This is a genomic window from Nocardioides sp. (assembly GCF_025965415.1).
In the GTDB taxonomy this organism is placed as follows: Bacteria; Actinomycetota; Actinomycetes; order Propionibacteriales; family Nocardioidaceae; genus Nocardioides.
This window is the reverse complement of record NZ_JAOPWY010000164.1, coordinates 15,180-35,339: the sequence shown is the minus strand read 5'-3', so window position 1 is coordinate 35,339 and position 20,160 is coordinate 15,180. Positions and strand designations below refer to the sequence as shown.

The following is a 20,160-nucleotide window of genomic DNA, read 5'->3' as shown; positions in this document are numbered from 1 at the left end:
ACGACGACCGTCAGCCCGACGACCGACGACTCTTGACCCGCGCCAGACGGTCCTCCAATTGGGCGACCCGCTCGCGCAGGGCGACCACCGCCTCGTTGACCGTCCGGAGGTCTGCGGCCGCCTGCTCGTTGAGACCCGCAAAGCGGAACTTCTCCGCGCGCTCTTCGAGCAATGCCTCGTGTAGAGCACGAATGTCCTGGACGGCGCCGGGCGCAAGCACCAGCGGCGCGTCGTTCACAGCGGCGATGGCCGCCCGGCGAGAAGCGTCCCACGCCGCCGGGTCGTGGATCTCGCGGGAACCCTCTTGGCGCGTCCAGGTGCGGTAGACCGCAGTCAGGCGTGAGGAATCGGTGACCCCCACCAGTCCGGCCGAGCGAAGCAAGTAGGCCCAGTCCTCGGCGGTCTCCATGGACTCGTCGAAACGCCACTTCAGGTCAACGAAGAGTCCGCGCGGAAAGGCGAGGGTCATGAAAGGGCTGGCGTTGTCCCACAGGTGTTCGACGAGGCTGAAGGTCCGGGGCCACCCCGGATACGCAGGCCCGACCTCCTTCGGGGTCACGCCGCCGCCTTGGCTGGCTGCCACGGGCTCGACGTCCTGTCTCAGGGCCGAGGTGCGTAGCACGGTGCCCTCGTGCCCGGGTTCCATGTCGGCGAATGTTGCGACCCAGTCGGCAGTTACGGCGTCGTCGTCGTCCAGCACGGCGAAGTACCGTCCGGTCGCAAATGACAGCGCGTCGTTGAGGGGAGCAGCACGCCCTGGCCGGTCGACGTCGATGACCCTGATCTGCTCGCGCAACCAAGTGGGCAGGTCCGCGACCACCTTACGAATGCGGCGTCCGTCGCTCTCGCTGACGCGGTGGCAGGCCACAAGGAGTTCGAAGTCGCGCAGAGATTGGGCGCAGAGGCAGGTCAGCATCTCCTCAAGCATCAGCAGCCGGGTGCCTTGTGTGCGCGTGATGATCGTGAGGAACGGGCGGTCGCCGGCTGGCGGCGCCTGTAAGTGGGGCAGTCGTGTGTCGGTCAGCAGCCAGTGCACGGCGGTCGCCGGGAGCCCGGGAGCCGGCCGATCCGCGCCGTAGCGAAGGGGCGGCCCGACGATCGATCTGTCGGGCCATGCGTCGACGAAGACGGCGGCGGTGCTCAGCTCGGGCACTGGAGTGCCGCCCGCCTCCAAGGCTTCGATCCTTTCGCCCGCGCTGTCGTCCCAAGGCACAAGACCGTCGCGCCCGACTGGCAGGGCGACGCATGGCGCCGCCAGGCGTTCGGGTTCGTCACCGGGATCCGCTGCGGTCTCGCCGCAGGGGAGCACTCGTGTGCGGTGGGGGTGAGAATGGGCGACGGTGGCGGCGACGAGCCGTTTTAGGGCGCCTGACGTCGGCAGGTGGTCTGATCCGCCCAGGACAACGATGTCGGGTCTCGCTACGGTGCCCTGGTCTGGGAGCAGGCTGACCTCGGCGCCCTCGCACCAAGCAGCAAGTTGGGGCGAGTCAGCTGCTGGATCCACGCGAAGACCACGACTCTTGGCCTGCACTTGGCCGAGGGCTCTTACCCAAGCGTGCACGCGGTCCGCCCGGCCGTCACCACTCAGGATCAGAACGACCGTGGGTTCGGACACGCGATCACCTCCTCCCGACCTGGTCGCCGCGAGCGCGTAGGTCATGCTGGTCGTCCGGTGAGCTTCGGCCACACGGTACGGGTCCATCTCCAATCACGTGCTGAGGGTAACGGCGGGTTAACATCGACGGGTTGTCCAGATTGAAGCCTGCGGGGGTTCGGCATGTTGTCAAACGGTTACGTTCGCCGGGGAGGCCTGGCGCTTTGGGATGTTGGGTCATGGGGTCTGGCGACCGCGGTCGTCGTCGGCGTCCGCCATGATTTCAACCTCTCCGAGGTCCTCTGGGACTCAGTCCTCGCCTACTGGCTGCTCGCCTCGGCGCTCCTCCTCGCCATCGGCTACGCCACCAAGTTCTACCGCGGCCGCTACCTGGTTGGATCCTTCGACGAGGCCACCGGCCTGGCGCTCCTGCTCGCCGTCGTCGGAGCCCTGACGCTGGGCATGTCCGCGGCCATGTCCACCCCCGCCCCCCGCAGCGTGGTCGTGCTCGCCCCGCCGATGGCGCTGCTCATCTCCGCCGCCGGTCGGCTCTTCTACCGTGCGCTGCGCGACCGGCTCCAGGTCGACGACTCGCGCCCGGCTGGTCGACGGGTGCTGATCTACGGTGCCGGCGACGCCGGTCGCCAAGTGCTGCACCTGCTGCGCGGTGACGCCGACGAGGTCGTCGGTTTCCTCGACGACAACCCCGGCAAGCGGCACCTGCGCATCAGCGGCGTACCGGTGCTGGGCGACGGGTCGCAGCTCGCCGCGGTCGGCAGCGAGCGGGACGCCGGCGTGGTGGTGCTCGCGATCCCCTCCGCCAATGGCGCCGTGATCGACCGCGCTCAGAAGGCCGCCCAGGCCGCCGGGATCGACGTCCTCGTTCTGCCGCGGGTGGCAGAGATGATCGGCGGCCAGGTCAGCGTCGCCGACATCCGGCCGGTCGAGATCGGTGACGTCCTCGGGCGCCACCAGGTGTCGACCAGCGTCACAGAGATCGCGGGCTACCTCACCGGCAAGCGGGTCCTGATCACCGGCGCGGGCGGCTCGATCGGCTCCGAGCTGGCGCGCCAGGTCCACAATTTCGGACCGGCCACGATGATCATGCTCGACCGCGACGAGTCCGCCCTGCTCGACGTCCAGCTCTCGATCTTCGGCCACGGCCTGCTCGACGCCCCCGACACTGTGCTCTGCGACATCCGTGACCGTGGGGCGCTGGAGAAGGTCTTCGCCGAGCACCAGCCCGAGATCGTCTTCCACGCCGCCGCCCTCAAGCACCTGCCGATGCTGGAGCGCTTCCCCGACGAGGGGTGGAAGACCAACGTCCTCGGCACGCTCAACCTGCTGCGCCTCTCCGAGCTCCACCGGATCGCCCACTTCGTCAACATCTCCACCGACAAGGCGGCCGACTCCACCAGCGTTCTGGGCACCACCAAGCGCATAGCCGAGCAGCTCACCGCCTGGCACGCCGAGCGCGGGGCCGGCCACTTCATCAGCGTCCGCTTCGGCAACGTGCTGGGCTCGCGCGGCTCGATGCTGCACACGTTCAACGCGCAGATCGAGGCCGGCGGCCCGATCACGGTCACCCACCCCGACGTCACCCGCTACTTCATGACCATCCCCGAGGCCTGCGAGCTCGTCGTCCAGGCCGGCACGATGGGTCGCTCCGGCGACGTCATGGTCCTCGAGATGGGGACACCGGTAAAGATCCTCGACGTCGCCCACCGCATGATCGAGCTATCGCACGCCTCGGGGGTCGACATCGTCTTCACCGGCCTGCGTCCGGGGGAGAAGCTGCACGAGCGGCTCTTCTCCGACGAGGAGTGCCCCCAGGGCACCTCGCACCCGATGATCCGCACCGTTGCGGTCCCCGCGGCCGACCCCGCGGAGCTCAGCGACCTGGCACACGCAGTGGGGGATCGTTGACCTCTCGCACCTACCTGTCCTCCCCCGATGTGACACAGGCCGAGGAGGACGCACTGGTCCGCGCGGTGCGCTCCGGCTGGATCGCACCCCTCGGACCCGAGGTCGACGCCTTCGAGGCCGAGCTCGCAGAGGCCACCGATCGCGCGTACGCCGTCGCGCTGAGCTCAGGCACCGCGGCGCTCCACCTCGGCCTGCTGCACCTCGGTGTCGGCCCCGGCGACGTCGTGGTGACCTCGTCGATGACCTTCGCCGCGACCGCCAACGCGGTCACCTACACCGGGGCCACGCCGGTGTTCGTCGACTCCGACGAGACCGGCAACCTCGACCCCGCCCTGGTCGAGAAGGCGATCGAGGACCAGCAGCGAGCCGGGGCCCGGGTGGGTGCCGTCGTGCCGGTCGACCTGCTCGGCAAGGTGGCGGACCACGTCGGTGTCCGCGCCGCTGCCGATCGCCACGGCGTACCCGTGCTGGTCGACGCGGCCGAGTCGCTCGGCGCGCGCCGCGGCGGCCGTCCGGCGGGTGCCGACGGTGTCGGCGCCGTGGTGTCGTTCAACGGCAACAAGATCATCACCACCTCCGGCGGCGGCGCCCTCCTGTGCGACGACCCGGAGATGGCCGACCGGGCCCGCTACCTTGCGACCCAGGCGCGCCAGCCGGTGGTGCACTACGAGCACGTCGACATCGGCTTCAACTACCGGCTGTCCAACCTGCTCGCCGCCGTCGGCCGGGTCCAGCTGGCCCGCCTGCCGCAGATGCTCGAGCGCCGCCGCGGCTGGCGCCGGCGCTACCGCGACCTCGTCGCGCCGGTCGACGGCCTCAGCGTCTTCGGCGGCCACGACGGCGTCGACGCAGCAGCCGGCGAGGACCACGACAACTTCTGGCTCACGTCTATCCTGGTCGACGAGGAGGTCACCGGCTGGTCGGCCGACGAGCTGCGACTGCACCTCGGCGAGGCCGACATCGAGGCCCGCCCGCTGTGGAAGCCCATGCACCTCCAGCCGGTCTTCGCCGACCGGCCGGCCTACACCAACGGCACGTCCGAGAGACTCTTCCGGACGGGCCTGTCGCTGCCCAGCGGCTCCGCGCTCAGCGACGAGCAGTTCGAGCGGGTCGTCTCGCACGTCCGCACGTTTCTCGAAAGGAAGACCCTGTGACCACCCCCCCGAGCGAGAGCGACACCTCGGTCACGGGCCGCACCGTCGCCATCACCGGTGGCACCGGCTCCTTCGGGTCGATCATGGCGCGCCACCTGCTCGACGACGGTGCCGCGCGGATCAACATCTTCAGCCGTGACGAGGCCAAGCAGGACCTCATGCGACGGGCGTTCAACGACGAGCGGGTGCGCTTCTTCCTCGGTGACGTGCGCGACCCCGACAGCGTCCGTACGGCGGTGCTGGACGCCGACTTCGTCTTCCACGCGGCCGCGCTCAAGCAGGTCCCCTCGTGCGAGTTCTTCCCCCAGCAGGCGGTGAAGACCAACGTCGTCGGCAGCCACAACGTCATCGAGGCCGCCGCTGCCGCCGGGGTCCGCTCGGTGGTGCTGCTCAGCACGGACAAGGCGGTCTACCCCGTCAACGCGATGGGCATGTCGAAGGCCCTCATGGAGAAGACCGCGCAGGCGTTCGCTCGCAATCACCCCGACGACGACATGACGGTGTCCGTTACCCGCTACGGCAACGTCATGTACTCCCGCGGCTCGGTCATCCCGGCCTTCATCTCGTTGCTGCGCGAGGGCAAGCCGCTCACCATCACCGACCCGCGGATGACGCGCTTCCTCATGTCGCTCGACGACTCGGTCGACCTGGTCAAACACGCCTTCGCGCACGCCCAGCCGGGTGACCTGTTCGTCCGCAAGGCGGCCGCCACGACCGTGGCGACGCTCGCCACCGCCGTCGGGCGGCTCTTCGGCCAGGACGAGCCGGAGGTGCACCGCATCGGCACCCGTCACGGTGAGAAGCTGCACGAGACCCTGCTGAGTCGCGAGGAGATCGCCAAGGCGGCCGACCAGGGTGACTACTTCCGCGTGCCGCTCGACGACCGCGGGCTGCAGTACGAGAAGTACTTCAGCGAGGGCGAGGAAGAGGTTGACACGTCGGTCGACTACGCGTCCGACTCCGTCCCGCCGCTCGACGTCGAGCAGACGGTGTCCCTGCTGCGCACCATCCCCGAGATCGCCGCCGACCCGGAGCTGCGCGCGTGAGGATCTTGCTCACCGGCGCCGAGGGCTTCCTCGGCTGGCACTTGCGGTGCCGCATCCACGCCACCACCGATCACGAGGTCGTGCCCGTCGGGCGCGCGGAGTGGGACCGCCTGCCCGCGCTCGTCGCTGACGTCGACGCCGTGATTCACGTCGCGGGCGTCAACCGCGCCACGGACGAGGAGCTCGTCGACGGCAACGTCGCGCTGGCGCAGGGTGTCGCCGACGCGCTGGAGGGCACCACGGGCGTGACCGTCGTCTTCGCCAACTCCATCCAGGTCGGCAACGGGTCGGCGTACGCCGCCGGCAAGGAGCAGGCCGCCGAGGTGCTGCGAGCCGCGGCCGGCCACGCTGGCGGGCGCTTCGTCGACGTGCTGCTGCCCAACCTCTTCGGGGAGCACGGACGCCCCGGCTACAACTCCTTCGTCGCCACCTTCGTGGACCGCGCGATCTCCGGCGAGCGGGTCGAGATCTCCGACCGCCCGATCGAGCTGTTGCATGCGCAGGGCGCGGCGCGGGCGCTTCTCGACGCGCTCGCGCCCGACTCGCCCGACACGGTGCGGCCCACCGCGCACCCGACGTCGGTGCAGGCGGTGTGGGACGCCCTCGAGCGCTTCCACACGACGTATGTTCCGACCGCCGACGTGCCCGCGATGGCCGACAACTTCGAGCGCGACCTCTTCAACACCTACCGAGCGGCGCTCTTCCCAGCCCACTACCCCCTAGCCCTGACGCCACGCAGCGACCAACGCGGTCGGCTGGTCGAGACGGTCCGCACCCACGGCAACGGTGGCCAGACCTTTGTCTCGACCACGGTCCCGGGCGTCACCCGCGGCATCCATTACCACCTCCACAAGATCGAGCGGTTCGTCGTCCTCGACGGCGAGGCGGTGATCCGGCTGCGGCGGATGTTCCACGACGAGGTCGTCGAGCTGCCAGTCACCGGCGAGGACCCGGTGGTCGTCGACATGCCGACCATGTGGTCCCACGACATCACCAACGTCGGCGACGGCGTGCTGACCACGCTGTTCTGGACCGACAGCCTCTTCGACCCCGATGCGCCGGATACCATTCACGAGCCGGTCGTGCGCACGGCCCCGCAGGAGACACCATGACAAAGGTGATGACCGTCGTTGGGACCCGTCCCGAGATCATCAGGCTGTCCGAGACCATCAAGCTGCTCGACCGCACGGTCGACCACGTGCTGGTGCACACCGGGCAGAACTACGACCACAACCTCAACGGGATCTTCTTCTCCGAGCTGGGCCTGCGCTCGCCCGACCACCTGCTCAATGTCGACACCAGCAGCCTGGGCCGGGTGCTGGGTGAGGTGCTCATCAAGACCGAGGAGGTGCTGCTCGCGGAGCGGCCCGACGCGGTGCTGGTGCTGGGTGACACCAACAGCTGCCTGGCGGCGGTGATGGCCAAGCGGATGCGGATCCCCGTCTACCACATGGAGGCAGGCAACCGGTGCTTCGACGAGAACGTGCCAGAGGAGACCAACCGGCGCCTCGTCGACCACGTCTCCGACTTCAACCTCGTCTACACCGAGCACGCCCGGCGCAACCTGATCGCGGAGGGGCTGCACCCGCGCCGCATCCTCAAGACGGGCTCGCCGATGAAGGAGGTACTCGCCGCGCACGCCGAGGCGATCGATGCCTCCGACGCGGTCGAGCGGCTCGGTCTCACGCCCCGGGGCTACGTGCTGGTCAGCGCGCACCGCGAGGAGAACGTCGACAACCCCGACCGGCTCAACCTCCTGCTCGACTGCCTCGAGGAAGTCATCGCCGAGACGGGGATGCCGGTGCTGGTCTCGACACACCCGCGCACCCGCAAGCGGCTGGACGCTCTCGGTCGCTCCACCGATGGCATCACCTTCCACGCACCGCTGGGGTTCCTTGACTACAACAAGCTTCAGAAGCAGGCATGGTGCGTGCTGTCGGACTCCGGCACGATCTCCGAGGAGTCCTCCCTGCTCGACTTCCCGGCCGTGACGCTTCGCGACTCCATCGAGCGTCCCGAGGCGCTGGACTCGGCCTCGATCCTGATGACCGGGCTTGACGCGACCAACGTCGTGGAGGCCGTGCGCTTCGCCGTCTCCGACACCGACCGCGCCTCGCGCGTCCCCGACGACTACCGCATCGGCGACTGCTCACGCCGTGCGGTGGGTTTCATCCTCTCCACGCACGCGCGCCACGAGAGCTGGTCGGGTGTTCGCACGGTCTCGGACGACGCTCCGTGACGTCCTCACATGCCAACCTCCCGGGCGACGATCGGCCGATGCTTGCTACCGACGCGCCGCGGCGGGACGCGACCGTGACTCGCTACTGGTTCATCGGCGCGGTCCTGTGCGTCTTCGGACCGTACCTCGTCGGCGGGCTGCGCACCGAGCAGCTCGCAATGTACGCCTCTGCGGCCGTTGCGGTGGTCCTTCACCGCCGGCACCTGCGGGTGCTGATGCCGGGTCGGGCCGTGCTCGTGCTGTGGGCGGCGTACGTGCTGGTCGCAGCCGTGGGCGGTCTGGTCACAGAGAGTCGCCTCGAGTGGGGATCGGGGTCGCTGGTCGCCGGCCTAGACAACGCCCTACTGCCACTGGCAACGATGACGGCAGTGGCTCTTTGGATGCGATCTATCTCCCCGTTGGTGATGCTTCGTACGGCATCCTGGGTAGTGGTGAGCGCCATGGCGATCAACGCCGCACTGGCTGTCCTGACGTCGCTGGTCGGCGTCGACAACCTGCCGTTCCTCCGCGTCTTCTGGGCCGCCAGCGGAGCTGGGCCGACCGTCGCCGAGCTTGCTGCCGTAAACGGGCGCTTCTCGGGTGTGTTCAACCAGCCGGCGGAGGCCGGCATCGCCTACAGCCTCGCGGCGTTCTGCTTGATCTATCTCGTGCGGTCCGGCGCGTCCGTCCCACGGAGAGTCTGGCTGGTCCTCTGCGCGCTGGTCATCCTCGGCGGGGTGATGACGCTCTCCAAGATCTTCATCATCGGTGGCTTGCTGATCGCCCTCGGGCTCGTCCTCACCGCGCGTCCGCATCGACGCTTGCTTACGGTGGGCACCGCGGTGGTGGTCGCGAGCACTTTCACGCTCGGGGCACTGGGCTGGCTCGGCACCTGGGGTGCCGCAGGCATGCTTAGCTGGTACGTCCAGAGCGCACAGGCGGGAAACTCTTGGGCCTACACCCTGACTGCCGGTCGCTTTGGCGCCGGAGGAAACGAGCTGCCGCCAGAGGTTCCGGATTCGTCGCCAGGGCTGCCGACCGAGTTCCAACAACCCGGTGGTCTCGTGAAGCTCGCGCGCGCCGTGCTCATGGAGCACCCGTGGTTCGGTGTGGGCGCCAGGGGACTGCCGGTCTCCTACGACTCCACGTGGATCGAGGCCGTCGTCGTCGCCGGCGTGGTCGGGGTGCTGTTGGTGTTTGCCGTCCACGTTCTCCTTGCGATCCGGTTGATTCGCCTGCGTCGCTTCCTCCCGCACGAGGAGTGGCGACTGGCGACGGCGGTAGTCCTTCTCGTTGCGGGCTCCTCCTTCGGCATGCCATCGCTCACGGGCAATCGTGAGGGCACCCTTCTCTGGATCTTCCTGGCGATCCTCCTCGTCTTCCGCCGCCCGGGAACGCAGTGGGACCGGACACTAGACTCCGCGCCATGACCGCCTACGACCCCGTCAAGCGCGGCCTCGACCTCCTGGTCGGCGGTGTCGCCCTGCTGGTGTCGCTGCCCGCGCAGGTGGTGATCGCGGTCTTGGTGCGGGCCAGGCTGGGTCCGGGCGTGCTCTTCCGGCAGCAGCGTCCGGGCAAGGACGAGCGCGTCTTCGAGCTGGTCAAGTTCCGCACGATGCTCGAGCCCGACAGCGCCCGCGGACTGACGACAGACGCGGAGCGCATGACGCCCCTCGGCTCGTTCCTGCGGTCAGCGAGCCTGGACGAGCTCCCCACGCTGTGGAACGTCGTCCGCGGCGACATGAGCCTGGTGGGCCCCAGGCCCCTACTGGTGTGCTACCTCGACCGCTACACGCCGGAGCAGCGCCGTCGGCACGAGGTTCGCCCCGGTATCACGGGACTGGCCCAGGTCAGCGGTCGCAACGCGATCAGCTGGGAGGCCAAGTTCGCCAAGGACGTCGAGTACGTCGAGCGGCGCAGCCCCGCCCTCGACCTGCAGATCATCTGGGCGACCGTCGCCCAGGTCGTGCGCCGTCGCGACATCAACGCCGAAGGTGAGGCGACCATGCCGGAGTTCCTAGGATCCTCGGAGGCGAGCCGTGCCTGACACCCTGGTGGTCGTGGGCGCAGGCGGGTTCGGTCGCGAGGTCCTCGACATCGTCGACGCAGTCAACGACGCGGCGGCCGCCACGGTCTGGACGATCGCCGGGGTGGTCGACGACAGCCCGACCGAGGCGAACCTGGCACATCTGGAGTCACGCGGTGTCCCCTACCTCGGGACCACCGCCGAGCTCATCGGTACCGGCTCGCCGACGCCTGCGACGCACTACGTCGTCGGCATCGGTGGCCCCGCCGTACGGCGCGCGATCGCCGAGCGGATCAACGCGGCGGGACTGGAGCCGGCGACTTTGGTGCACCCCTCCGTGACGACCGGGTTCGACGTGGAGATCGGTCCGGGCTCCGTGCTGTGCGCGGGGGTGCGGATGACGACGCACATCCGGCTGGGCCGCCACGTCCACCTCAACCTCAACTCCACGGTCGGCCACGACACGACCGTCGGCGACTACGTGAGCGCCAACCCGCTGTCGTCGATCTCGGGGGACTGCGTGATCGAGGACGACGCCCTGATCGGGGTGGGTGGCGTGATCCTCAACGGGGTCCGGGTAGGCCGGGGCTCCGTGGTCGGTGGCTCTGCCTGCGTCGTGAAGGACGTGCCGCCCGGTGTCGTGGTGAAGGGCGTCCCCGCACGATGAGGCGCTCGAGCGAGGGCTCGGGCCGTCCCAGGGTTGCGTTCGTAAGCCAGTGGTACCCGCCGGAGCCCGCCGAGGTGCCGCGAGGCATCGCCACCGCCCTCGCCGGGACGGGCCTGGACGTCCGGGTCCTCACTGGGGTCCCCAACTACCCCACCGGAGTCGTGGCGGACGGGTATTCGGCGCGCCGCCCCTCCCGTGAGGTGCTCGACGGTCTGCCGATCCGTCGTACGCCGCTCTACCCGAGCCATGACGCGTCCGCGCTGCGGAGGCTGGCCAACTACGCGTCCTGGGCAGTGTCCGGTGCGGTCTTCGGGCAGGGGCTGCTGCGGTCGTCCTCGGCGGCCCTGGTCTACTCCTCGCCGGCGACTGCCGCCCTCCCTGCGATGGTGGCCCGAACGCTCTGGGGGACTCCCTACGTCTTGTTGATTCAGGACGTGTGGCCGGACTCCATCTTCGCGTCGGGCTTCCTGACCGGTCGGGCCGGGAGGCTGGCGCGTCGGGTGCTGGATGTGCTCGTCGGACTCACCTACAGGCATGCCCACCACGTGGCGGTCACCTCGCCGGGTATGGTCGACCTGCTCGCGTCTCGCGGGGTTCCGCGCGACAAGCTCTCGGTGATCCACAACTGGGTGCCGGACGAACCCGAGCCCGCGGTCGCCCTCGAGGCCACGCAGCACCTGCGCGAGTCCTGGGGCGCCGGCCAGGACGACTTCGTCCTGATGTACGCCGGCAACCACGGGCAGGCGCAGGCGCTGGAGCCCGTGGTCGAGGCGTTTGCCGCGCTGCCGCCGGAGTCGGGCTGCCACCTGGTGCTCGTGGGGGACGGCGTGAGCAGGGCGGGACTGGTCGAGAGGTTCGACGTCCACCCCCGCATCCACCTCCTGCCTCCCGTGCCCCGGCACGAAATGCCCGCGATGATGTCGGCTTCCGACGCCCAGCTCGTCTCGTTGGCGGACCAGCCCCTGTTTGCCGTGACGATGCCGAGCAAGGTGCAGTCGATCCTGGCCGCGGGGTTGCCCCTGGTCGTCTCAGCTCGAGGAGACAGCGCCGAGGTCGTCGCCCGTGCCGGAGCAGGCGTGACGGTGGACCCGGGTGACCAGCAGGGACTGCGCGACACCGTGCGTCGACTCGCGGGCATCGATCGGCCCGGACGCACCGAGATGGGCCGCAGAGGCCGGGCCTGGTACGACGAGCACATGTCGCGCCGCGTCGGGTCCGAGGCACTGCGCGCGCTCCTCGTGGACGCGGCTGAAGGTCGGCGTCGGTGAGCCCATCGGTCCTGCTCGACATGTCGAACCTCGTCGTGGGCGGTGGCGTCCAGGTCGGCGCGTCATTCCTCGACGAGCTCGCGCGCCTCGTCAGGGATCCGGACGCCCTGCGCCGCTGGCCCTGGCTCGAGGACATCGTGGTCGAGGTGTCACCGGAGGTCTCCGCCAACGCGACCGGCGACCGGGACGACCTGTCGGTGCGGGTGGTCGACGGCCGCCCGGTCGCTCGGCTCCGTCGGCGACCGGGGCAGGAGCGATTCGACGTGTCCTTCACCGTATTCGGCCCGGACTACGGGCCGCGCCGGGCACGCACGCGGATCGTCGGCTTCGCCGACGTCACCAGCCTGTTCCCGGAGCACGCTGCAGTGCAGGGCCGCCGTGCGCGGCTGCGCCACGCGGTGCGGGCGCGCGTGTCGCGCCGGACGTTCCGCGCGGCCGACCTGGTCGTGGCCGAGTCCTCCTACGTCACGTCGGCTCTGGAGGGCAGGTGGGGCATCCCCCGGCAGCGACTGAGGGTCGTCCCCAACGTGCTCAACCGTGTCTTCCACGACGAGTCGCTGCGCGAACCCCTGGCCGTCGAGCCGGCGCATCGCCCGACGTTCGCCTTCCCGACCCGCGCCTACCCGCACAAGAACCTCGCGCTGCTCGGAGCGGCCGCACGGGTGCTGCGCGATGAGCACGGGCGGGAGGTGCAGTTCGTCCTCACACTCACCGACGACGAGTGGCAGGCACTGGACCCCGCCACCCGCGAGACCAGCCGCAACGTCGGACCGCTGCGGGTCTCGCAGATGCCCGGCCTGTACGACGCCTGCGACGGAGCGGTCTTCCCGAGTCTCAACGAGTGCTTCTCCGTCACACCGCTGGAGGCGATGAAGGCCGGGCGACCGCTGGTCGCGTCCGACCGTCCCTTCGTCCACGAGGTGGCAGGAGGCTCGGCCTGGTACTTCGACCCCGCTGACCCCTCGTCCCTGGCGAGGGCCCTGGTCGATGTGTCCACGGACGAGGACCTGCGGGCACGTCGGGTGGCCGAGGGCACCCGGGTCGCCGACGGCTGGCCGTCCGGTGCTGACCGGGCCCTGGCCTACCTCGGGCTGGTCGCAGAAGCCCTGGCGACCGGGGCGTCGAGGCGGCGATGACGCGCTTCCGCCGGCTCGGCCTGGGCGTCATCGACCAGGCCTTCTCGAGCCTCTCCAACGTGCTCTTCCTCGTCGCAGCCGCGCGGGGCGCCGGCGTGGACGAGTTCGGTGCCGTGTCGTTCGCCTACGCCCTGTTCGCCTTCGGCCTGGCGGTGCAGCGATCCTCGCTGGGGCTGCTGGTCTCCTTGTCGGCAGGCAGCAACCGGCCGCCGCCAATGGTGCTGAGCCTGGCGTGGGCGGCCGTCGTCGCGACGCTCGGCGTGGTGCTCGGCAGCACAATCGGCGACGGAGGGTCGGCCGCCTACTACGTGCTCGTCGGTGCGTGCCTCCTCATCTATCCGCAGGACCTGCTCCGCTACGGCGCGATCGCCGAGGGTCGCGCACACTCGGCCGTGGCGAGCGACGGCGCCTGGCTCGCCGTCACGCTGGGCCTCCTCGTGGCGAACCTGGCGGGCCTGCGGCTCGAGGTCACCACGATGACTCTTGCGTGGGTCCTCGCGGGCGGCGGCTCGGCGTTGGTGGTGATCCTCGTCCCGCTCCGCTCGCGCCGAGGGTCCGACGGGCGGGGATGGCTGAGGCAGCACGCCGGTGAACTGCGGATCCTCGGCCCCGACGCGTTGCTCGCGTGCCTCGCCCCGCTCCTCCTCGCTGCGGTAATGACCAGCCACATGACGTTGGGAGACGTGGCCGCGGTCCGTGGCGCCGGCACCCTCCTGGGGCCCGCCGCCGTGCTGTTCTCGGCCCTTCCAGCGGTCGTGGTCCCCGAGTTGGTGCGCGTCCTTAGTGACGACCGCGCCCGGCTCGCTGTTGCCCAGGCAGCGGTGATGAGCGTGCTCGTCCTCGCGTGGGCGGGTTGCCTCGCCCTGTTGCCGCGGTCGATCGGCGAGCAGGTGCTGGGCGAGACCTGGGGTAGCGCCCGCGCGATCCTGCCGTGGGTGGTGCTGGAGCAGGTTGTCTGGGCGCTTGCGTCGGGACCGATCTCACTGCTCAGCACCTACCGCCGCTGGCGCACGCTCCTCACCGTCCGGGTCGCCTACCTGGCAGCCGTAGCGGTCGTACTGGTGGTGACTGTGGGCAGCGGGAACCTCGTCTGGGTCATGGGCGGCATGGTGGCGGCCGCCGTGGCCAACTTCGTTATCCTGGCGGGGGCCTCGCGTGGACTGCACAGCGAGCCCGCCGCCACCGGTGCGACGGCGGGGAGCCAGCCGGGGTAACGGTCGGGCGCGGCGCGGCCTGCGCCCGCAGGCGACCTAGGCGGAGCGGCGTACGACGAACATGTCCCCGCCCTTGGCGCGGACCAGCGTGGTCTCGTAGCGCTCGGGCAGCACGGCGGCGACCAGGCGCCAGAAGTCCTCGGCCGCCGGGATGATGTCCTCGATGACGAGCCACCCCTGCACCGGCATCACCCGCAGCGCCAGCATCAGGACCTGAAGGTTGGCGTTGGGGCTGTGGAGCCCGTCGTCGACGATGAGGTGCAGGTCGTCGGGCAGCTGGGCCTCGAGGGCGCGCACGCTCGCGTCGCTCGTCTGGTCGACCCAGAACGTGGTGATCCGCTCCTCGGTGAAGAGGATTTCCCGATCGATGTCTGCGCCGTGGACCGCCGACGTCGGGAGGTAGTCGCGGAAGGCCCGCAGGGATGCGCCTGGGTGGCCGTGGTGGCCCATGGTCGACACGATGCTCTCGTTGTTCGTCCCGAGACCGACCTCGAGCACGCTCGAGCCGCTGGGGAGGGTCTCCAGGATGTGGGCGTAGACGAGGTGGTAGTCGTGGTCGGTCGACTTGTCGCTGCCGTACGTGCGGAACAGCGCGTCCAGGCGCGAGGTCGCGGCGGCGTCGTCGGCCCCTGAGGAGAAGCCTGCCGGATCCGTGAGCAGCAACTCGCGGCCGCCGACCTGCGTCACCAGCTGGCCCAGGAACTCCACGCCCTGGGTGGCCGCCTGGAGCGCCAGAGCGGCGCGGGCCTCGGCGTGCCCCGCGGAGTTGGGGGCGTAGGCAGGCAGGGCCTCGAGGATCTTGAGGTCGCGACGGACGCGCCAGTTGTTGGCGCGACGCGCGAGCGGAACGGCTCTGACGACGTGCCGTAGCTGCTGCTTCACGCTGATCTCCCGAGACGGCTGGCGGACGGTGGCTACCGGACGTTACCAACTCGGTCCGGTGCTGGGGGGCGCAGTGACCGCCTCGCCTCAGCCCACGCTCTCCAGCCAGGCGAGGTAGGGCTCCCTCAGGGCGTCGGGCGAGACCTCCGCCTGCATGAAGGTGGCCGCGCGCTCGCCCAGAGTGGTATCGGAGGTGAGGGCGGGGATCAGGCGTGGGAACTCGGAGACGTCGGTGAACGTGAGGGCGGCACCGGCCTGCGCGTAAGTGGTGGCGGCGTGGACCGTCGAGTTGACCAGGCAGGGCGTGCCTCGCGCCATGAACTCCAACAGGACCATGCTGCAGGCGTCCCACCGACTGCTGTGGACGTAGCCCGTGGCGTGGATCATGAGCTGTTCCTTCTCGTACCCGCTCACCGAGTCGCGGATCGTCACGCTGTCGCCCAGCCCGAGATCCGCGACGAGCGCCGCGACCTCCCCCTTTCCTCCGAGGTAGTCGGGTCCGGCCAGGACGAGTGGGGGCCGTGGTTCGGGCAACTCGGCCCAGCCGCGCAGCATCAGGTCGAGACCCTTGTGGCCCACCACGAATCGGCCAATCCATACTACGTAGCCGCCGTCGCCCACCCACCGGCCATCGGCCTCGATGGTGGGCGGCACGTTGGAGAACACGCCGGCGGGAACTTGTGCCTGCGCGACTGCAAGGACCTCCGCCGCCTCCGGCGGGAAGAACAGGTGCACGGCGTGCACCCGGCGGAGCACGTAGCGCTCAAGGCGAGCCCGGATCCGGAGGAGGTCCCGTCCGGCCTCCACGACCTGGGGCGCGTAGACGCCGTGCGGCATGGCGATCACGGACGCGCCTACCCGGCGGGCATGGCGGACGGCGGCGACGTTGGACAACACCCAGCCCTCGTGCACGTAGAGGAGGTCGCCGGGGCCGAGATCCGACCTCCGCCACCGAGGGAGGTAGGTGCGGCCGCTTCTGCCGAAGTGGGGGACGTGCCGCAGGGGGATTCCCAGTTCCTGGAGGCGCTCGGCGTCCCGGTGGCTGCGCGCGGTCGGTGATGCCGCGACCCAGACCTCCGTGAGGGCGGCGCCCGCCGCCATCTCTGCCCACGCCGCGATGCTCTCCGTGACCCCGGAACGGTGGTCCAGGAAGCGCGGGTAGTAGTGGATGATGCGGCGGGGGAAAGTCACCGCAACATCGTAGGTCGTGCCCGACGGCCGGCCTCCGGCCCTTCGTGGCCCACGCTTGAGACACGCTGACCCACGCACGAGCGCTCGCCGTAGGGTTTCGGCCATGACCGACACCGCGCCCGTAGCCGACCTCCTGGAGCAGATCCAGGGGTACGGTGCGTGGGCGGTGATCCGGCGCAAGGCCGCCCCCACCGCGGGCCTGGTCGGCGGCACGCCCCACGAGGTCGCGAGCCTGCTCGACATCCCGCTCGAGACCGGCGCGCCGCAGCCCGGGCGCAGTGCCGACCGGCTCGTCGCGGTGCCGTTCCGCCAGGTGCGCGAGCGCGGCTTCGCGGCCATCGACGACGGCACCCCGCTGACGGTCGTGGACATCGAGGCCGAGCACGAGGTGTCGGTCGACGACCTCATCGCGGCGCTGCCCGACGTGCCGATCGAGCTCGCCGACCGCGGCGGCTTCGCGACCTCCGACGACGACTACGCCGAGGTGGTCGAGGCGATCATCCGGGACGAGATCGGCCAGGGCGAGGGCGCCAACCTCGTCATCGGCCGGCACTACCGGGCGGTCATCGCGGACTGGGACGCCACCCGCGCCCTCACGGTGCTCCGTCGGCTGCTGGAGCGCGAGCGCGGGGCGTACTGGACCTTCTGCTTCTTCACCGGCGACCGCTTCCTCATCGGCGCGAGCCCGGAGCGGCACGTCTCGGTGCGCTCGGGCGACGTGCGGATGAACCCCATCTCCGGCACCTTCCGCGTCGCGGCCCCGGCCGGCGACGAGCGCGAGGTCAAGGACCGGCTGATCGACTTCCTCGCCGACGAGAAGGAGGTCTTCGAGCTCTTCATGGTCGTCGACGAAGAGCTCAAGATGATGTGCTACATCTGCCACGAGGGCGGCCAGGTGCTCGGGCCGTTCCTCAAGCCGATGACCCACCTCATCCACACCGAGTACCTCCTCGCCGGCCGCTCCGACCGCGACCACCGCGAGATCCTGCGCGACACGATGTACGCCGCGACGGTGACCGGCGCGCCCGTCGAGAACGCCTGCCGGCTGATCGCCGACTACGAGCCCGAGGGCCGGGGCTACTACGGCGCCGCGCTGGCGCTCTTCGGCCGCGCGCCCGACGGCACGCCGACCATGGACAGCCCGATCCTGATCCGCACGGCCGACGTCTCGCTCGCGGGTGAGCTCAAGGTGACCGCCGGCGCGACGCTGGTGCGCGACTCCGACGCCGCCTACGAGGTGGCCGAGACGCGGGCCAAGGCGGGCGGCATCCTCAGCGCCTTCGGGCTGGCCCCGGCCGCGCTCTCCGACGGTGCCGACATCGCCGAGCTCGCCCGCGACGAGGACGTCCTGCTCGCCCTGGGCTCGCGCAACCAGCGGCTCTCCCGCTTCTGGCTCACCGACCAGGCGGGCGAGCCCCCCGACCCGGGCCTGGCCGGGCGGACCGCCGTGATCCTGCACGGCGAGGACGACTTCGTGAACATGCTCGTCCACGTGCTCGGCGTCTTCGGCATGACGTCGCGCGTCGTACGCCACGAGGACTACGCCCCCGGCGCCTTCGACGGCGCCGACCTGGTGATCGTCGGCCCCGGCCCGGGCGACCCGCGCGAGGGCGACCACCCCAAGATCGCCTCCTTCCGGCGCGCCGTCGACGACCTGCTCGCGTCGGGCCAGCCCTTCCTCGCGGTGTGCCTGGGGCACCAGACGCTGTGCGAGCGGCTCGGCCTCGAGCTTGGCTACAAGGACGTCGTCTTCCAGGGCACGCAGTCGCCGGTGCGGCTCGACGGCCGCACCGAGCGGGTGGGGTTCTACAACACCTTCGTCGGACGGGTCCCCGTCGACGGCACCGTGCCCGACGGCGTCCGCGTGGAGGCCGACGAGGCCACCGGCGACATCCACGCGGTCATCGGCCCGCACTTCCGCGGCATCCAGTTCCACGCGGAGTCGATCCTCACCGAGAACGGCTACGACCTGCTCCACGCGGCCGTGCGCGACCTCCTCGCGCCCTGACCTCCCGCCTCAGAGACCCAAAAGTCGAGTCATCTGGTAGACATAGCGTCGGCGTGGCAGGCAACCAAGTGACGGCGTACGGCGTCATTGTGGGTGACCGGCTCGGGACACGACGGGGGACAGGTGCGACAACTCAGGCGGGCATGGGTGGGGGTGGGCCTGCTCGCGCTCACCGCGTGCGGCGCGGCAGGGGCTACGACGACGCGCGACGACGCGCGCGCACCGCGGTCGACCAGCAGCGTGTCGGCGATCGGTCAGCTGCGGCCCGCAGCCGGCCGGGACGCGCGGCCCAACGTGATCGTGGTGATGCTCGACGACTTCTCCATGGACCTCGTGCAGACGATGCGGTCGGTGCAGCGGATGCGCCGGGCGGGGGCGAGCTATCCGCACTCCTTCGTCACCGACTCGCTGTGCTGCGTCTCGCGCTCGAGCTTCCTCACCGGGCAGTACCCCCACCAGACCGGCGTGCGCACCAACACCTCCAACAGCGGCGCCTCGATGCTCGGCGGCTGGCCGGCCTTCGACACCCACGGCAACCCCGAGCGCGCCTTCAACGTGCGCCTGCAGGAGGCCGGCTACACGACGGGCTTCGTCGGCAAGTTCCTCAACGAGTACGAGTGGGTGCCGGGCCGGGCGCTGCCGCCCGTGGTGCCGGGCTGGTCGACGTTCAACACGGTCTTCGGATCGGCGTACGACGGCTGGGACTTCGCCAGCACCTCGGTCGTCGACCAGCGGATGCAGATCACCCAGCACCCCGCGCCGCCGGCGAGCGCGGGCGCCGCCGAGAAGGACCGGGCCTACGCCGGCACCGTCATCGGCGAGCGGGCCCTCGACTTCCTCCGCAAGGGCGAGGCCGCGGACGCGCCCTACTTCCTCGAGGTCGCGCTCTACGCTCCGCACAACCGCACCCAGCCCGAGGGCTACTACCCCGGCGACCCGCTGTTCCCGCCGATGTTCCGCGACCGCGAGGGCGAGCGCTCCTGCGGCCGGGTGGCCTGCAGCAATCTGACCGTCGACGACCTGCCCGGCTTCGGCGACGACCCGCGCGACAACCGGCCGCGGCTCGCCAACGGCAAGCGGGCCCGCGCCTGGAACACCGCCGGCTCGCTACGGGCATCCGTGGCGGTGCGCGACCTGCGCGACCGCGCCCGGATGGCCCAGTCCGCCGACCGGCTGATCACCAGGATCCTGCGCACGGTCGGTCCCGACACCTACGTCGTGCTCACCTCCGACAACGGCTTCCACCTCGGCCAGGTCGGGCTCGGTCGCGGCAAGGGGACGCCGTACGACAGCGACGTGCGGGTGCCGCTGCTGATCACCGGTCCCGGCGTCGTGCCGGGCGCGCGCCGGGAGGTGACGAGCAACATCGACCTCGCGCCGACCTTCGAGGAGCTCGCCGGGCTGCCGCCCATGCCCTACCGCAGCGGCACCTCCCTGGTGCCGACCCTCAGGCAGTCGACGCTGGTGCGCCAGTCCTACGCCTTCCTCGAGCACACGCAGCAGACGCTCACCGGCGGCGACCCCGACGCGGCGTTCAGCGGGTCGGAGCTCGACCGGATCCCGTCCTACACCGCGGTGCGCAGCAGGACGGCGCTGCTGGTGCGCCTCGACCTCGACCCGCGGCCGGGGAGGACGACGTGGGGCTATGAGTTCTACCCCTACAAGCGCCAGGCCTACGAGAAGCGCAACCTGGTCGCCAACCGCCAGTGGCGCGACGAGGTGGCGCTGCTGATGGCCAGGCTCGCGGCGTTCGACGCGTGCCACGAGGTGGGCGACGAGTCGGTGTCGGCGGCCTGCCGCACCGTGACCCAGTAGATCGGCCATAGTCTC

16 protein-coding genes are annotated in these 20,160 nt (G+C 70.5%); 13 read left to right on the top strand and 3 right to left on the bottom strand.

Annotated elements, in window-relative coordinates:
* Positions 1-10 precede the first annotated feature (10 nt).
* Complete coding sequence (locus JWN97_RS16935) at positions 11-1,174, bottom strand: glycosyltransferase family 2 protein (protein WP_297625301.1); 1,164 nt, start codon at positions 1,172-1,174, stop codon at positions 11-13.
* 603 nt (positions 1,175-1,777) lie between these two features.
* Between JWN97_RS16935 and JWN97_RS16930 the strand changes: the two genes are divergently transcribed.
* From JWN97_RS16930 to JWN97_RS16880, 11 genes are all read left to right on the top strand, one after another.
* Entirely contained in the window at positions 1,778-3,520 is a 1,743-nt protein-coding gene (locus JWN97_RS16930; protein ID WP_297625298.1) for a nucleoside-diphosphate sugar epimerase/dehydratase, read from the top strand.
* Positions 3,517-4,674 carry a DegT/DnrJ/EryC1/StrS family aminotransferase gene (locus JWN97_RS16925; protein WP_297625296.1) on the top strand — a complete coding sequence of 386 codons (1,158 nt, stop codon included), beginning with the start codon at positions 3,517-3,519 and terminating at the stop codon, positions 4,672-4,674. The genes JWN97_RS16930 and JWN97_RS16925 overlap by 4 nt, the downstream gene beginning before the upstream one ends.
* Positions 4,671-5,720, top strand: coding sequence for a polysaccharide biosynthesis protein (locus JWN97_RS16920; protein WP_297625293.1), 1,050 nt, complete (start codon positions 4,671-4,673; stop codon positions 5,718-5,720). The genes JWN97_RS16925 and JWN97_RS16920 overlap by 4 nt, the downstream gene beginning before the upstream one ends.
* Entirely contained in the window at positions 5,717-6,832 is a 1,116-nt protein-coding gene (locus JWN97_RS16915; protein ID WP_297625290.1) for an NAD-dependent epimerase/dehydratase family protein, read from the top strand. The genes JWN97_RS16920 and JWN97_RS16915 overlap by 4 nt, the downstream gene beginning before the upstream one ends.
* Complete coding sequence (wecB, locus tag JWN97_RS16910) at positions 6,829-7,959, top strand: UDP-N-acetylglucosamine 2-epimerase (non-hydrolyzing) (protein WP_297625287.1); 1,131 nt, start codon at positions 6,829-6,831, stop codon at positions 7,957-7,959. Before JWN97_RS16915 ends, wecB begins: the two co-directional genes overlap by 4 nt.
* Positions 7,960-7,997: 38 nt before the next feature.
* On the top strand, positions 7,998-9,368 hold the full coding sequence (locus tag JWN97_RS16905; RefSeq protein WP_297625284.1) for a hypothetical protein: 1,371 nt from the start codon (positions 7,998-8,000) through the stop codon (positions 9,366-9,368).
* On the top strand, positions 9,365-9,985 hold the full coding sequence (locus JWN97_RS16900; protein ID WP_297625282.1) for a sugar transferase: 621 nt from the start codon (positions 9,365-9,367) through the stop codon (positions 9,983-9,985). Before JWN97_RS16905 ends, JWN97_RS16900 begins: the two co-directional genes overlap by 4 nt.
* The gene (locus JWN97_RS16895) at positions 9,978-10,631 is read left to right on the top strand and encodes a NeuD/PglB/VioB family sugar acetyltransferase (protein WP_297625279.1); all 654 of its coding nucleotides are present in this window, start codon (positions 9,978-9,980) and stop codon (positions 10,629-10,631) included. The genes JWN97_RS16900 and JWN97_RS16895 overlap by 8 nt, the downstream gene beginning before the upstream one ends.
* 74 nt (positions 10,632-10,705) lie before the next feature.
* Positions 10,706-11,899: a glycosyltransferase family 4 protein gene (locus JWN97_RS16890; protein ID WP_297625276.1), complete on the top strand. Its 1,194-nt coding sequence runs from the start codon at positions 10,706-10,708 to the stop codon at positions 11,897-11,899.
* The gene (locus tag JWN97_RS16885; protein WP_297625274.1) at positions 11,896-13,035 is read left to right on the top strand and encodes a glycosyltransferase; all 1,140 of its coding nucleotides are present in this window, start codon (positions 11,896-11,898) and stop codon (positions 13,033-13,035) included. The genes JWN97_RS16890 and JWN97_RS16885 overlap by 4 nt, the downstream gene beginning before the upstream one ends.
* Positions 13,032-14,249, top strand: a complete 1,218-nt coding sequence (locus JWN97_RS16880; RefSeq protein WP_297625271.1) for a hypothetical protein — start codon at positions 13,032-13,034, stop codon at positions 14,247-14,249. Before JWN97_RS16885 ends, JWN97_RS16880 begins: the two co-directional genes overlap by 4 nt.
* A 36-nt stretch (positions 14,250-14,285) precedes the next feature.
* Here JWN97_RS16880 and JWN97_RS16875 read toward each other — a convergent pair whose 3' ends face one another.
* Both JWN97_RS16875 and JWN97_RS16870 read right to left on the bottom strand, forming a co-directional pair.
* A complete protein-coding gene (locus JWN97_RS16875) occupies positions 14,286-15,131 on the bottom strand; it encodes a hypothetical protein (RefSeq protein ID WP_297625268.1) in 846 nt (281 codons plus the stop codon).
* An 87-nt stretch (positions 15,132-15,218) separates the two neighbouring features.
* Positions 15,219-16,322: a glycosyltransferase gene (locus tag JWN97_RS16870; protein ID WP_297625265.1), complete on the bottom strand. Its 1,104-nt coding sequence runs from the start codon at positions 16,320-16,322 to the stop codon at positions 15,219-15,221.
* 103 nt (positions 16,323-16,425) lie between these two features.
* Here JWN97_RS16870 and JWN97_RS16865 point away from each other — a divergent pair, with 103 nt between their 5' ends.
* Together JWN97_RS16865 and JWN97_RS16860 are read left to right on the top strand one after the other, a co-directional pair.
* Positions 16,426-18,330 carry a chorismate-binding protein gene (locus tag JWN97_RS16865; RefSeq protein ID WP_297625262.1) on the top strand — a complete coding sequence of 635 codons (1,905 nt, stop codon included), beginning with the start codon at positions 16,426-16,428 and terminating at the stop codon, positions 18,328-18,330.
* A 123-nt stretch (positions 18,331-18,453) separates the two neighbouring features.
* Positions 18,454-20,145 (top strand): sulfatase-like hydrolase/transferase, encoded by a 1,692-nt coding sequence (locus JWN97_RS16860; protein WP_297625259.1) that lies wholly within the window; start codon positions 18,454-18,456, stop codon positions 20,143-20,145.
* The last annotated feature ends 15 nt before the right edge of the window (positions 20,146-20,160 follow it).